The sequence below is a fragment of the Streptomyces sp. URMC 127 genome (genome assembly GCF_051386535.1).
Taxonomy (GTDB): Bacteria; Actinomycetota; Actinomycetes; order Streptomycetales; family Streptomycetaceae; genus Streptomyces.
On sequence record NZ_JBPQTW010000190.1, the window covers coordinates 1 to 13,533 of the forward strand.

16 protein-coding genes and 1 pseudogene are annotated in these 13,533 nt (G+C 70.8%); 7 read left to right on the forward strand and 10 right to left on the reverse strand.

All coding sequences use genetic code 11. The annotated features are described in order from the left end of the window. Nucleotides 1–823 precede the first annotated feature (823 nt). The 3 genes from ACSNOH_RS27625 (at nucleotide 824) to ACSNOH_RS27635 (ending at nucleotide 2,983) form a co-directional block, all read left to right on the forward strand. Nucleotides 824–1,444, forward strand: a complete 621-nt coding sequence (locus ACSNOH_RS27625; RefSeq protein ID WP_436724149.1) for a hypothetical protein — start codon at nucleotides 824–826, stop codon at nucleotides 1,442–1,444. Nucleotides 1,445–1,499: 55 nt separating this feature from the next. After that, nucleotides 1,500–1,919 carry a helix-turn-helix domain-containing protein gene (locus ACSNOH_RS27630; protein WP_436724150.1) on the forward strand — a complete coding sequence of 140 codons (420 nt, stop codon included), beginning with the start codon at nucleotides 1,500–1,502 and terminating at the stop codon, nucleotides 1,917–1,919. A gap of 398 nt (nucleotides 1,920–2,317) precedes the next feature. Then, a complete protein-coding gene (locus ACSNOH_RS27635; RefSeq protein WP_436724151.1) occupies nucleotides 2,318–2,983 on the forward strand; it encodes a hypothetical protein in 666 nt (221 codons plus the stop codon). Between the two features lie 16 nt (nucleotides 2,984–2,999). Here the strand turns inward: ACSNOH_RS27635 and ACSNOH_RS27640 are convergent, their stop codons facing one another. Beyond that, complete coding sequence (locus tag ACSNOH_RS27640) at nucleotides 3,000–3,158, reverse strand: hypothetical protein (RefSeq protein WP_436724152.1); 159 nt, start codon at nucleotides 3,156–3,158, stop codon at nucleotides 3,000–3,002. A gap of 744 nt (nucleotides 3,159–3,902) precedes the next feature. Here ACSNOH_RS27640 and ACSNOH_RS27645 point away from each other — a divergent pair. Beyond that, entirely contained in the window at nucleotides 3,903–4,199 is a 297-nt protein-coding gene (locus tag ACSNOH_RS27645; RefSeq protein ID WP_436724153.1) for a hypothetical protein, read from the forward strand. 109 nt (nucleotides 4,200–4,308) lie between these two features. On the opposite strand, the gene ACSNOH_RS27650 is transcribed toward ACSNOH_RS27645, so the two are convergent. The 5 genes from ACSNOH_RS27650 to tap form a co-directional block, all read right to left on the reverse strand. After that, nucleotides 4,309–4,485 (reverse strand): hypothetical protein, encoded by a 177-nt coding sequence (locus ACSNOH_RS27650; RefSeq protein ID WP_436724154.1) that lies wholly within the window; start codon nucleotides 4,483–4,485, stop codon nucleotides 4,309–4,311. 76 nt (nucleotides 4,486–4,561) lie between these two features. Continuing rightward, entirely contained in the window at nucleotides 4,562–4,867 is a 306-nt protein-coding gene (locus tag ACSNOH_RS27655) for a DUF6247 family protein (RefSeq protein ID WP_436724164.1), read from the reverse strand. Between the two features lie 77 nt (nucleotides 4,868–4,944). Beyond that, nucleotides 4,945–5,514, reverse strand: coding sequence for a hypothetical protein (locus ACSNOH_RS27660; RefSeq protein ID WP_436724155.1), 570 nt, complete (start codon nucleotides 5,512–5,514; stop codon nucleotides 4,945–4,947). Nucleotides 5,515–5,528: 14 nt separating this feature from the next. Next, complete coding sequence (tpg, locus tag ACSNOH_RS27665) at nucleotides 5,529–6,086, reverse strand: telomere-protecting terminal protein Tpg (protein WP_436724156.1); 558 nt, start codon at nucleotides 6,084–6,086, stop codon at nucleotides 5,529–5,531. Nucleotides 6,087–6,089: 3 nt separating this feature from the next. Then, nucleotides 6,090–8,213: a telomere-associated protein Tap gene (gene tap, locus ACSNOH_RS27670; protein WP_436724157.1), complete on the reverse strand. Its 2,124-nt coding sequence runs from the start codon at nucleotides 8,211–8,213 to the stop codon at nucleotides 6,090–6,092. A gap of 123 nt (nucleotides 8,214–8,336) precedes the next feature. Here tap and ACSNOH_RS27675 point away from each other — a divergent pair, with 123 nt between their 5' ends. Both ACSNOH_RS27675 and ACSNOH_RS27680 read left to right on the forward strand, forming a co-directional pair. Next, nucleotides 8,337–8,708: a hypothetical protein gene (locus ACSNOH_RS27675; protein ID WP_436724158.1), complete on the forward strand. Its 372-nt coding sequence runs from the start codon at nucleotides 8,337–8,339 to the stop codon at nucleotides 8,706–8,708. Nucleotides 8,709–8,723: 15 nt separating this feature from the next. Next, nucleotides 8,724–9,248: a DUF6233 domain-containing protein gene (locus tag ACSNOH_RS27680; RefSeq protein WP_436724159.1), complete on the forward strand. Its 525-nt coding sequence runs from the start codon at nucleotides 8,724–8,726 to the stop codon at nucleotides 9,246–9,248. Here ACSNOH_RS27680 and ACSNOH_RS27685 read toward each other — a convergent pair. Next, nucleotides 9,245–9,772 (reverse strand): AAA family ATPase, encoded by a 528-nt coding sequence (locus tag ACSNOH_RS27685; protein ID WP_436724160.1) that lies wholly within the window; start codon nucleotides 9,770–9,772, stop codon nucleotides 9,245–9,247. The genes ACSNOH_RS27680 and ACSNOH_RS27685 overlap by 4 nt on opposite strands. A gap of 264 nt (nucleotides 9,773–10,036) precedes the next feature. On the opposite strand from ACSNOH_RS27685, the gene ACSNOH_RS27690 reads away from it, so the two are divergent. Then, a complete protein-coding gene (locus ACSNOH_RS27690) occupies nucleotides 10,037–10,246 on the forward strand; it encodes a hypothetical protein (protein WP_436724161.1) in 210 nt (69 codons plus the stop codon). On the opposite strand, the gene ACSNOH_RS27695 is transcribed toward ACSNOH_RS27690, so the two are convergent. From ACSNOH_RS27695 to ACSNOH_RS27705, 3 genes and pseudogenes are all read right to left on the reverse strand, one after another. Further along, the gene (locus tag ACSNOH_RS27695) at nucleotides 10,243–10,764 is read right to left on the reverse strand and encodes a hypothetical protein (protein ID WP_436724162.1); all 522 of its coding nucleotides are present in this window, start codon (nucleotides 10,762–10,764) and stop codon (nucleotides 10,243–10,245) included. The two genes, ACSNOH_RS27690 and ACSNOH_RS27695, sit on opposite strands and share 4 nt — an antisense overlap. A gap of 161 nt (nucleotides 10,765–10,925) precedes the next feature. Continuing rightward, nucleotides 10,926–12,419: a hypothetical protein gene (locus ACSNOH_RS27700; protein ID WP_436724163.1), complete on the reverse strand. Its 1,494-nt coding sequence runs from the start codon at nucleotides 12,417–12,419 to the stop codon at nucleotides 10,926–10,928. Between the two features lie 149 nt (nucleotides 12,420–12,568). Further along, nucleotides 12,569–13,533: pseudogene (locus tag ACSNOH_RS27705) on the reverse strand (ATP/GTP-binding protein); the annotation flags it as partial.

The following is a 13,533-nucleotide window of genomic DNA, read 5'->3' on the forward strand; positions in this document are numbered from 1 at the left end:
GACCCCTCCCCACCCTCGAAACCGGCCGTTCGCGTTCACTAATACCCTGCCAGCATACACGCCTAACCCTCCGGGTGGTGCAGAATTCGTCACCGCCTGATCCGGGCTAGCGAACCCACTGCCAGAGTGATGCATCATGCTGCCTTACTGTGTAGCGTTTGGGTTCGGGCCGCACCACCCCAACCCCGGATAAAACTACCGGCAGAATTCGAGATTACCCGGTCGTTAATCGCTTAGCCACAGAACGGAAGTCCCGATATGCCAGTGTCGAAATTCGACGTGCGGAGGTACCGCAGCCGCCCCGCCCCAGGGGGCCGGGCGGCGGAACCGTCCACCGGCACTAGCCACGCTTCCGTGCTTTTGAGCGTCTCGGCCGGTACCACCCGAGACTCAGAGCCGCTGCTGCCGTCCTCGACGCGCGCTGGGGCGCGGTGCCGCACGCGAAGCGAGCTCAGGCACCGGGGCTGGCCTCCCCGATCCGGTGGTTGTCGACGGCGACACGCCCGCTGTTTCCAGCTGCTTGTGCCGCGCAGCGCGCGGCGTGCCGGCGGGGGTTTCGTGTGGCGGCCGGGTTCTAGTTGACACATAAGAGCGATCCGCGCTAAAACCGGCTCTGACCTGCGGTGATGTGAAACCGTTTGTTCTGGATCTCCAGAACAAACGCGTCCCGGGTGTTCTGGAGATCCAGAACAAACACCCCCCAAAGCTGACGGATAGTCAGGTGACTGTGAGGCACCGTTTGTTCTGCCCCTCCAGAACAAACCGGTTTACCTAGTGCTACCGTGCTCCCCGGAAAGTTGATCATCTCTGGAGGGCTGTGCTGATGGAACAGCTGCCGATCGTCCGCCCCGGCGAGCGCGTGGTCGCGCGGTCGGACGGCAAGGGCGGCTTGATCCTGGGCGTGGAGAAGATCCAGGGCTTCGGGTTCGCCGCCAGCGCCGAGATCAGTGGCTTCGTGCTGGACGCCCGGCTGCTGCTGAACGTGCTCGGCAGCCTCAAGATGCCTGGCTCCTGGTTCCAGGTCTGGTGCCAGCTCATGGCGCTGCAGAGCGCCAACCGCGCGGACGACAAGGACCGTGCGGCCCCCCGCGGCTTCGTGAAGACGAACCAGCGCGACCTTCAGGCCCGGTGCAACCTGTCGGCGGCCTCCGTGAACGAGGCCAGCCAGTTCTTCGTGCACATCGGCTGGGTGCGCACCGCCAAGCGGGGCATCCTCCAGCTGAACCCGTGGCTCACGGTGGCCGGCACCTCCGGCGAGCAGGAGAAGTGGCAGAAGCTCTGGAACGACGCCAAGGGCCCGGTCTGCATCATCCCGCACCCCGACTACCCCACCGAGTGGCGCCAGGCCCGGGAGGCGGAGAAGAAGGCCGCCGAGGCCGCCCGTCGCAAGGAGAAGGTCGTCACCCTCCGGCAGCGGCGGCCCGTCCGCAAGGCGAGCGCATGACCTCGCGCGGCATATCCTCGTTGCAGAGTCGACCGATCGGAAGTGGTGAGGCTCCGTGAGTAGCTCATACGTCCCCGGCCCTCCGACCGAGGCCCCCGTCGCGATCTCCCGTGACGTCCTGCGCCTCCTGGCCCTGGTCGACGTCTCCACCGCCGGCCGCCGCGTCCTGGACCAGCTGCTGTACCTCAGCGACCCGGAGACCGGCACCGCGGAGATCAGCCAGAACGAGATGGCGCGCGAGCTGGGCGCGAGCAAGCCGACCGTGAACCGCGGCTTCAAGGAGCTGCGCGAGTGCGGACTCGCCTGGGGCCTCGAGGACGGCCGCTACCAGCTCCACCCGCTGCTGACCGGTGGTGCGGTCTCCTCCCCCGTCATGGCGGTGCCCGAGATCAAGGCCGCCGACCCCGAGAGCTTCACCGAGCAGCGACGGGCCAGGTTCGCCGCCCAGGTGGCCAATCTCGCCGCCACCGGCTGAACACCCACCGAGGAGCCTGAACGGCTCTCCGGCCCCGCGAAGACACACAGGCGCTGCACCTCCGGGTGCGGCGCCTCCTTCATGCCCGCCTGCGATCGAACCGGTAGCACTACGTAAACCGGCTTGTTCTGGTGCAGCAGAACAAACGGGAGGCACCCGAGGCCGGTGGCGGGGCGCGAGCAAGGCGGCCGGTAGCACCAGGTGAACCGGGTTGTTCTGGATTTCCAGAACAACCCGCAGCGAGTGCCTGCGGCCTGCGCAAGCGTGCGCAGCCTGGCCTCCATCACTGCTGGCAGCACGACAGCAGCGGTCGCGGGACGGTGCCCACCCCAGGATCAAAAGCCGTTGTCACACCCATCCGATTGACTGTCCTGTCAGACAGACTCGAGGGGTGGGGCATGCTCGAACTCGTGCACAACGACCCACGTGGTTGGTTACTGCACTTCTTCAAGGCGCACCAGGTTCCCCCGCGCGCGCCCAGCGGAACCGGGTACGTCTACGTGCTGGCCATCACCGGCGCCGTGTCCTACATCAAAGTCGGCTCCACAGCGCAGCCTCGCGCTCGCCTGGAGGCGTTGCGCACTGAAGCGCACCGTCTGGGAGGGGCTGTCACCCAAGCGTGGCTATCCCCGGCCCATCCCAACTACAAGACCACGGAAGCGCAGGCGCTGACGAAGTGCCGCACGATCTCGCCATCGACGAGCCCTCGAAGCGAGTACTTTCCGGAGCTCGACTTCGCAGCAGCCCGACGCGAGGCCACGAAGGCCGTTCTGGGCGTTCGTGACGCTCCACAAACGACAACCACCACCACGGCGGCAGGCATGTACCAGTCGATACCTGGCTACGTGCGGCGCCGGATGGCACCCGACATTTGGGACCTGTACGGGCGGGAACGACGCTTCTTTCGCCAAGGCAGCGCTCGCACTCGCTTCCGCCGGAGAAACAGCACACCCGCATGCCCCGACCATGTCCCTGAGTCGCTTCTGACCAGCGCCTTCGCTTCGCTGTTCCAGCCATCCGCGCCAGTGATTCCCCTGGCCCGGCGCAGGAGTACCTCACTTTGACCTCACCCAGCAGCGATCACAGCACGGTGCCGTGCAGGGCGCGCCGGTCGCCGGACATGGCGTAGCGGCGGGCGGCGAGGCCGTGTTCGAGGGGTTCGCCGATCTGGTCGCACAGCAGCGCCAGGACGTCGGCGGCCTCGATGTCGGAGAGGTAGGCCGGCGCGGCTTCGAGCATGAGTTCCCCGATCGCGTGGGTGCTGGCGGCGAGGTCGTCGACGACGCGGCGCAGCGCGGCGACGGTCGGGTCCGTTGACGGTTCGGCGGGCGGCGGGTGATCAGCTCCGCGACGACGTCGGAACGGGCGGAGACGGCGATCAGGGCGCGCTGGGACAGGCCGTAGTCGAGTGCGGCCGCGGCGACCGGGCCGGTGTCTCGCGTGCGAGACGGATCGGCGTGGGCCGCGACGGCGCCGTGGATCGCGGCGAGGGAGCGGGCGACGTCCAGGAGCCGGTACGCCTGGGCGCGGCTGATGCCGAACTCCGCGTCGCAGTACGACTCCCAGCTGCTGTGCCCGAGGGGGAGCCAGACGCGGGCGGCGTGCGCGTCGCGGACCCGGGCGGCGAGCACCGCCACGGAGCGCCGGACGTCGTCCATCGCCTCCCGCAGCGCGGCCGTCATCTCCCGGGCGCGGGCCGCGGTGAGCGGCGGCCGCGCTGGTTCGACGGCGTGCTCCTGGTCCTCGTGCTGCTCGCCCACGACTTCATCGTCCTCCGGGCCGGCGGGCGGCACCAGGGCGTGCGGAAGCACCGGTGCGAGCTCCGTCTCACACCCTCACAGCCTCACAGTTCACCGCGTCTACCTGGGGAAACGGCCTGTGAGCCTCCCAGGCTCACAGGGTGACACCGCGCGGGGGCGCGGGTCTGTCACGCTGATCCGCGACGGTGGGCGCGGGCCCGCCGCACGAGGCGGAGGGGGCCGGGTGGCGGGGATCGAGCGGGAGCCGGCGGAGGTGCGGATACCCAAGGCGGCGCTGGACGCCTTCGCTGCGGCGCTGAGCGTGCGCACGGTGGCGATGCGGACGTGGCCCGACGGCATCGAGTGGATGTACCCGGTGGGCACATGGGACGAGGCACACCTGGAGGTGGCACTCATGCCCGGCGGCGAGGAGGTGTGGCTGCGGATGTCCACCGACCGCTCCAGCGTCGCCGTGTGGACCATCGAGCAGTGGTGGGCCTTCTCCGGGGAGCTGCCCGGCGCGACGCCGCCGCAAGGATGACTACCGGTTGCCGCCCGCGTGACTAGCGGTGGATACGGCCGTGGCTACGATCGGAAACGGCCCGACCCCGGCAGCTGCAATGCCGGGGTCGGGCCGTTGTCACGGGTGGCTACCCGAGCCAGACGATGTTCAGAACCGTCAGGCTGTGCAGGGGCCGGTTGATCCAGGAGGTGACGGAGAGCTGGCCGACGGCCGCGTAGCGGACGTCCTCGCCTTCGTCGTCGTCAGTGTCGAACTGCCCGAAGCCCCACGGGTCTGCGGCCAGGGCAGCGAGGATGTCCCACACGGCACCGCGTGCTCGGGCAGGGAGTCGAGGACCTTGGCGGCCGGGGCGGAGGCGCGGACCGCGTACGGCGACGGGGTCACCCGCGCCGCTGGCGGAGCTCCGCCAGGTCGATCGCGTCGCTGTCGTCGTAGCCGGAGGCGACGAACGCGTCGACGGCCGGGGCGTGCGCGATGCGGCCCTGCCAGTCCTGGATGACCTCGTAGAGCCCAGTCAGGGAGAACGTGCGCCGGGATTCCTCGAGGGCGGCCGACCACTCGCGCTCGAAGGCCGGCACCCAGGTGGCCGAGCGCTTGTCGGCGCGCAGCTGGGCGAGGAGTTCGGCCGGCGCCCCGGGCGCGGGGGCGTACGGCGTGACGGGGGCATGGTCGGGCTGCGCGCTCATCTGGTCCTCCCGGCGGGTCCTCCCCTCACGGTACGCGCGGCGGGTGGCCGTGGATGCGGGCATGGACGGATCCCCTCCTACTGGGTGCGCAGGGTGCGGGCGAGGGCCTGGGCGTGCTCGCGCAGCGGGAGGTCCTGCTTGTCCCAGGTGGCGGCCACGTAGTTGAGTAGTTCGGCCGTGGCGCGCTTGGAGTCGCTCGGGTCGCTGGCGAGCAGCTTGTCGGCGGCGAGGGCGACGTCGACGGCCGGGGTGGACAGGTCTTCCGGGGCGAGGGCGTTGCCGCGGTCGACGTCCAGGACCAAGAGGTGGCGCACCTGGTTGCGGGACTGGATGGTGATGGTGTCCTCGCGCGGCGAGTCCGCATCCGCGGTGACGAAGCCGGGGTGGTTGAGGATCGCCGCGGCGATGGCCTCGGTGAGCACCGGCTCGGGTGGCAGGTCGTCGTCGGTGGGCTCCGGGTCCTTGAAGGTCAGCGTGTAGTTGATGCCGGCCTCGGTGGTGAACCACACCGTGTCGCCGCCGGGGTCGGCGTCCGCAGCGGCGAAGTGGGGGCTGCGGCGCAGCGCGTCGGCGACGCGGACGGGGTCGTGGTCCGCGTCGAACAGTGGGCTCTTGTCGCGGTCGATGGGCGGAAATTCAGCGGTCACGTATTCGCTCCTAGTCAGTAATCCAGATCGAGGTAATCGATGTCGTTGATTTCCACGTCCGACAGTCCCATAGCGCGACCGCCGCCGTCCTGGAAATACACTTCCTTAAACCCTTCGGCGATGATTCTGCGCATCTGCTGGTCGCTGGCCCCCGCGTCGCGGGCGTCGAATAGGCGCTGTGCGTAGGTCGGCGGGAGGTGCACGGTGAGTCGCCGGAACCGTCCGTCGTCGGTCGTGCCGACCGGCGCGGTGTAGCCGAACCGGGCCCGCGTCTCCACGGTGATCCCGGTACTGGTGGCAGCCTGCTTCCGACGCCGCTTGCGGACGAGCGGCTGCCAGCGTGCCCGGACGGCAGAATCGATCTTGTCGCTGATCTCCTTGGGAGGGTTCTTCCGGTCGCCGCGGCGGTAGCGGTTGACGGAGTCGGCGGTGACGCCGATCTCCGCGCCAACAGCCTTGGCCGTCTCCATCTGCTTGAGCAGAAACCGGATGCGGGCCTGCAGGCCCTTGGGCGGTTCCTTAGTGAACGTCTCGAACCCGGCACGGTCCAGAGCGTCCTCGATCTCCCCCACGATCTACTCCCCTTCGTCCATGACGGCGTCGCCGCCCTTGATGTGGCGGGCCGGGTTGAGGCCCTTCTCCATCAGGTCGACCGCCCACAGCATCGACTGGACGCCCTCCAGCTTCGCCAGGCCGGGCGTGGGCCCGAGGCGGAACCCGCCGGGCTGCGGCTTGCCGCTCGCGGCGTACGGCAGGAAGTCCAGCGGGCTCGCGCCCGGCGAGGGGTAGACGACGCAATCGGACAGCACGGCGAGCGGGAACAGCCCGGTCATCCGGGACATGTTCAGCAGCTTGCGGTGCATGTTGACCCGGGCCTTGCTGATGACGGCGGCGCGGATGTCGGGGCGCCAGGTCGGCCGTTCCAGGGCCGGCCACCGCTCCCCCTCCTTGTAGGACTTGCCCTGCGGACGCTCGCGAAGCTTGCCGACGCCGCCCTTCACCGTGGCCTTGATCGCGGACAACACGGCGGCCAGGGCCGGGTCGACCTGCTTGTGCTTCTCCATCGCCGCAAGGAACTGGCGGTCGTCCAGGTCCCGGGTGACGCCGAGGTCGGCGAGGGTGTCGACGTAGGCATTCTTGAGGCGGTCGTGCCACGGGTCCAGGTAGGCGCCGGTTTCACGGCGCAGGTACGCCTCGATCGGGTGGATGTCGTAGCCGAGCTCCTGGGCGTAGGCGACGGTGTGCGTCTGGTACCAGGCCGGGCCCGTGGGCCGGGAGCCGTCCGGCGTGAACGGCGAGGGCAGGCGCGGGTCCAGCTCGATGTGGCTCAGGTCGACCAGCCACGAGCCGGGGATCTTCGGGTTGAACTTCGGGGCGTGGAAGTGGTCTGGAGCGCTGAGGCCAACGACCAGGCGGGCCGCGGCGGCGAGGAAGGCGGTGTTGAGATCCAGGCCGACCGCGAAGGGCAGCGTGCACTCCTCATCGGTGAGCTTGTCCACCGACCGCACCCACTGGTACGCCTCCTCATCGAGGAACCCGCCGGTCCAGCCCGAGTTCACCACAACGGGGTGCTCCGGGGTGGCCTCCGGCGGCGCAGGGTCCATCGGCTCCGTCCCCAAGCTGCCGGGGTTGTGAGCGGACACCCAGTTGCCGGTCTCCTCATCGCGCTCCGGCTTCGTCGGCGGGCGCAGCGCCGTCATCAGCTCCAGGCCCGAGACGGCCGTCGACCCGCGTGGGGTGATGACCCGCTGGGCGTACACCCCGAGGACGCGGGCGATGTCGGCCGGCTCCATCTCCGAGACGCCGGGCCAGGACCGCTCATCGAGGGCGTCCCACGACAGGATCGCCAGCTGCACGCACTGCCGGTCGCGGCCCTGCGCCTTGCGGTAGATCCGCGCCCAGGGGCCGAAACCGCGCTGCGTGAGCTGCCACTTGGCCTTCATCACCTGCTTGACGACCGGGTGGTCCTCTGGCAGGCGCAGGGAGCGGCGCTGCTCGTGGCCCTCCAGGCGCTCGGGCAGCCCGAGCTTCACCGCGGCCGCGGCGGTGAGGACGATCAGCGGGTCGGAGTCCTTGCCGTAGCGGTTGAGCTTCGGCGCTCCGAGGCCGGACTCGCGCAGCGTCCACTCCACCAGTTCCGGGATCGTGGTCGCCGGGCAGTCCAGCACGATCCCGTCGACGCCGTACGCGGAGCCGTCACCGTCCAGCACGGCGAGCGGGCCGTGCGGGAACCGCGGGTCGACAGGCGGCTTCGCGGCCTTCTTCGCCGCCGGGCGCCGCGACGACGCAGCCGGGCGGCGGGACGCGGGGCGCTCCGGCGCGGCCGGGGCGGAGGGCGTCTCTGCCGGCGGAGCGTTCTCCGGCTCGGATGCGGCCGGGCCGGAGACCGTCTCCGGCATCTCCGGTTGAGGCGCAGCGGCCGGGGCGGGCGTGGCGGCGGGAGCGCCGTGCGCTGGGTACTTCGCCGCCCAGCCCTTGAGGAGCCGCTGGTACGCCTCCAGGCGCGGCGACTTCGGCTCGGAACGGCCGTTTTCCCAGTTCTTCACCGTCTGCGTCGACGTCTTGAGAGCGAGCGCGAGACGGGCCTGGGTGATGCCGGCGGCCTCCCGCAGCCGGGCGCGCTCCGCCGGGGGCGGGAGCTGCGGCTCCTCCTCCAGCAGCGCATCGACGGACGCGAACAGCTCTTCCTCGGTGGCCATGTGCGAATCTCCTCTCGTGCCCCAACCCTAGCAGCACTTACCCTTTCGTTTAACCCACTTTTTAACCCGAGCGGATTTTCTCGCGTCGAGGAATCTTCGAACGGAGGTACGATTTCGGTCACGATGGCTGAGAACGACTTCAACTTCCCCGACGATCTGCGCCAGGCCCAGGCCGCCTTGCATCAGACTCACGCCGAGCTCCGCGCCGCGGCCTCCGAACTGCCCTGGTCCGTCGAGCCGGCCGAAGGCTGGGAGAGGCCGGAGGGGCACTGGTACCCGGCCCGGCGCCCCGCCACAGACGGCTGGACTGAAGAGCAGAAGAGCGCCGTCGCCGGGCTGCGTGCCCGGGCCCTCGAGCTGAGCGTCACGGTCGGCACGCACCCCTTCTGGGGGACGGTGGCAGAGGGGAAGGTCGTCGAGGCCCGCATGGCGCTCAAGAGCGCCTGCAAGCCGGCGGAAGACGCCGACGAAGACGCCGCGGCCGAAGCCGCGTAACACCGGCTGGTCGCCATGCACACGCAGACCGGGGCGGGAGCGGGCGGGGGAAGCGGCCGGCGCGCACACGGAATTCCCCTGGATCAGCTTCCCCGTGCGCTCGTCTGTCTCGCCGACGACCAGGTCCTCGAGGTACGGGTCACCGCGCGCCGTCCTTTCAGGGGTGTGTGGTGGTACGAACTGGTGCTCACGCTCCCGGACCGGCGCGACACCCCGCGCGGCCCCGTCCGCGACGTTACGGAGATCGCCTTCTCCGCTCCCTACCCGGACGTCCAGCCGATCCCCGGCGAGGACTACACAATCCTCGACCCGCCCCCGGCCGAAGAGTGCCGCCGCTGGCGTCTGTCCGAAGCTCCGCCCGGCAGTCCCCACGCCGTGGTCGTGCACCGGCTCGACTGCGCCCAGGGTGGCATGTCCCAGCAGCTCGCCACCGACCGTGAGGCCCTGCGCATGCTCGCCGACCCGGAAGAGGCCGTTACTTGTTCGATCTGCCGCGCTGACCGGGTCCTGTGCCTCGGCGAGGACGGGCCGTTCGGCTAACCGGGATCAAAGGCGGCGGGGAGCCGGAGCACGGCCGCGTGCCCTTCGGCGGTCAAAGCTGGCAGTGCCGCCGCGATGGCGGCGTGCTGGCGAGCCACATCGGCAGGCGGCACACGGCGCGCCCGCAACTGCTGGCGTTCAAGGCACACGTCGAGCGGCGGCAGCAGCACGAGCACGACGGTCCGCAGACCGTGCGCGGACGCGATCTCCCGTACGGCGGTGCGGCGCTCGGGCTGGCAGTGCGTGCCGTCCACGATCACCGGCATGCCGGCCGCGCAGTGCGCGTCCAGCTCTGCCCACGCTGCCGTCAGCGCCTGCTCGCTGACCGGCTCCACGCCCGTGTCCCCCGCGACCCGGCGCTGGTGGTCGTCGTACGAGACGACGACCGCGCCCAGCTCGGCAGCGAGCTGGGCGGCCGCGGTGGATTTGCCGGAGCCGCTCGGGCCCATCATCAGCAGGCACCGCCCCGGCCCGAGCAGGCGGCGTACGGCAAAGAAGTCCTTCGTCGGGATCGTGTCGGGCATGCAGGGAGTCTTTCACCCGGCGGGAAGACCGTGCCCGAGCCGAGCGACATCGTCTTCCAGGCGCATGCCCACCCCGGTCGGCCGCGAGCCCCGCCGCATCCTGCACTACGAGCGCTGCTAGCTCGGCGACCACGAGTCCACCCTCACCCTTGACCAGGCCCGCCGCGCCCTGTTCGAAGGCGCGGAGCCCTGCGAAGGCTGCGGGGCCGAGCGGCTCAACGAACTCCCCCCGCCCGGAACCGGCACCTGACCTACGCTCGGGGTGTGACCACCCGCGAGGAAGTGCACGCCCTGCTCGAGCAGGTGCCCCAGGCGAACCTCGACGACGTCGCCGAGCTGATCCGGCAGTACCTCCCGCACGAGGACGGCGTGGAGCCGCCGTACCCCCGCTCCCTGGGGATGGGCCACGGTCCCGGCGACCTGGCCGTCAACGCCGACCGGTACCTGGCCGAGGGCGGATTCGGCGAGTCCTAACCGAGGCGGCAGCGTTCCAGCGCTTCGGCGGTCGGTGACTGCCCGGCCATCGCGAGACGGAACATCATCAAGTAGTCGAAGGTCTGGCCATCCGGAGCCGTGAGCGGCATCGTTTGATCGCTGGCTTCCCACTCCTCCCGCACGGCCTCCAACTGCTGCGGAGTGAGCCGCTCGTCTGGGCTCGCGACGCTCACCGCCTTGTACGGGTACCGCACCCTGCGGCCGGGGACGACCTGGACGACCACGACGGTCAGCCGCTCATCCGGCCAGAGTGGTTTCCGGCCCTGGGTGAAGGGACCGTGGTCGTGCTCACCGGGTAGCGCCTCGCGCACCCGCACCGAAGCGCCAGGGTGCTTGTCGAACCAGAGCCGGTCGTCCTCGGCGGCACGGCTGCTGGCTTCCGCGCTTCGGCCCGTCAGCGCTCCGGCACCGCAGCCTGCAGCCACGGTCCTCCCCTCCCACACCGAGGTCTTCCGGTTCTGGTTCTTCTTCTTTTTCCTGGTCCGGCCGACAGCCACGCCCGTGCCTCCTCGCCTCGCGGCCAGGACGGCCCGCATCGCCGGAGCCCAACGAGCCGAGCCGTTCGACGACGCGCACGGCGCCGCCGAACGGATGACCGCAGTGAAGACGGCGCGGCGCTGCCGCCCCGGCACCGGCGCGCGGCGGTTCGCAGCCCCGTTCAGTCGTCGTGCGGCGACTGTGGGGGTGTCGTCATGCGTGCGTGCAGGAGCGCGTGGCGGGCGATCTCGGTTGGGCCGGGCTTCGCCTGCTTCTCGAGCAGCGTGGTCAGACCGCGCGGGGCTTTCCAGTGCTCGCGGAGATCGATGGTGGCTCCGAGGTCGTCCAGGAGCGTGTTGATGACGGTGGCGGCTTCGCTGGGTTTGTCGCCCCAGCCGTCGCCCCACCACAGGTGCTCGTTCGGCGTGCAGGGGGCGGGGTGGACCTGGCCGTCGCTGGTCTTGACCCACACGGTGCCGTCCAGGACGACGGAGGTGAGCTCGGCGCCGGTGGCGGGCAGGGCCAGTGGCGCGTAGAACCGTAGGCCGGGGGTGTCGCCCGTGGTGGTCCGCAGGGCTGGCGTGTCGGTCAGGGGGTCGATGAAGAAGGCGTCGACGGGACGCTCGCCGGCGAGGGCTGCGTGGGCGGCGGTCGGGTCGCACAGCGTGAGCCGGCGGGCCCACTGCTCGGCGATCGTGCCGGGGCGCAGGGCGACCTTGGTGAGCGCGCCGAAGGGCAGCAGCCGGGGATCGCGCGCGAGGACGAGCTCGAGGGCAGTGACGGCGTCCGGGTGGCTGCTGGCAGCGATTGTCTTCCAGCCGGCCGCGAGGACCTGGCGGTCGTCGGTGGTGGGCAGGGGGTGCGTGCTGGTGTCGGGCCGGGCGCCGATGACGATGTGCGTGGAGTGCCGGCCGAAGATCTCGATGTCGTGCTCGGCGTCGCGCACGCGGTCGTTGCGGATGTCGTTGGCCATGTCCGTCAGCACGGCCTGCGCGGCGGCGTCGAAGACGTCGTTCGCCGCGGCCCGGCGCAGGGTCTGTTCCCTGGTGCTGGCGGGGACCTCGGCGACGAGGACCGGGGCGCCGGGGTGCCACTGGCGGATGAGCTGGGCGGATCGCAGCAGGCCGGGCCACCAGGGCAGGTCCTGCCCGGCAAGCTGGGCGACGACGCCCCACTGGGCTTCGTATTCGATCGCCGGGTGGGCGGTGTCGGCGGCGACGAGCGCGGGCCCGCTGAAGCCCACGTCCCCGTAGAGCGCGCACACGGTGGTCACGCCGTCCGGGTTGCCGCACTGCGTCAGGTCGGCGGCGACGGCGGAGGCGGCCTGGTCCTTGGTGGTGTGGACGAGGCGGATCGTGCCCAGGGCGGTGTGCCAGTCCAGCGCCGGCCCCTGCGGGGTGTCCTGGTATCCGGCCCACTTGCCCGGCGGGAGGTCGTCCGGGAGCGGGCGCAGCAGCGCCGCGCCGCGGTGCTCGAATTCGGGGGTCTTGGCGGTCCAGCGGTAGACCTCGGTGCCGTCCCAGACCTCTTCGTCCTTCGTCGCGAACGGCCCCGGGTCGCTCTCGGGGGTGGGGAAGTCGTCGTACTTCCTGGTGATCCGCCATAAGCCGAAGGCGGTGACCCCGAGCAGGCTCTGGACCTCGGTCTTGGACAGGTAGGTGGTGGTGACGCTCATGCAGGTGTTCCTCCGAACCATGGACGCCTGGCCATCCGGCCGGGCCAGCAGCGAACTACCCACATTGCAGCGATCATGAGCATGCTCGACAACGGTTGCTCGCCGGTGCACTACCTCGGCTTCGCCGTCCGCTGGCGGCCGGCCGCCGGTCAGGTCCGCAGGTGGTGTTGGCGGGCGGTGACCAGGGCGCGCCAGCGGGCGCGGACGGTGTGTGCGTCGTCGAGCCAGTGGATGGCGGGGCTGGCGGGCTGGGGCAGGTCGCCCATGGCGGCTGCGATGTGGATGTAGTAGGCGTAGTCGCCGTTCGCGGTCGCTTCGCGCAGGCGGCCGATGGCGGTCGTCAGGTCGTCGTGTGCGCCGCGTACGGCGTGGTGGAAGGCGAGGGCGGTCTCCAGGAGCGGGCCGTACCCGGCGAGTCCGCTAACGGCGATCTCGGTGCGCAGGACGGTGGCGCGGTCGGTGACGTCGTTGTGGTGGGTTCCGGCGTCGCGGAGGAGGGCGGCGATGCCGGCGTAGAGGTGGGTGGCGCGCTGGTCGAGTGGTTCGAGGAGCTGGTGGGCGAGGGCGAGTTCGTCGTCGGCGCGGGCGGGGTCGGTGAAGGCGCAGGCCAGGGCGAGGAGTGTCTGGGCGATGGCCTGCTCGCCCGGGGCGTTGTGCTGCTCGGCCTCAGTGCGTGCGTCGGTGAAGGCGGCGGCGGCGCGGTCGATGTTGCCGTGGGGCAGGTGGATGTGGCCCAGGACGCGGTGGTGGCGGCCTTGCCATCCCAGGGTGGGTGTGGCGGCGAGGGCGGTGGGGAAGTCGCCGCGGATGCTGGCGAGTCTGGCCAGGCCCCGGCGGCCGCGCGGGGCGAGCCGTCCTGCGGCGTCGGCGACCTGGCGCATGCCGTGGAGGGCGTCTTCGGTGCGGCCGAGGTCTTTGTGCGCTTTGGCCCGGTAGTAGAGGGCGAGTTCGGTGAGGTTGCCCGGGAGCAGGCCGGTGGTCAGGACGGCGGTGAGGCGCTCGGCGGTCCTCTCGCGGTGCTCGTGCTGGCGGCGGGCGATGGCGGCGAGGAGTTCGGCCAGCGCGTCGGCGGGCGTGTCCGGGCCCGGCCGCTGATCGTCGCCGGCTGCGGGGG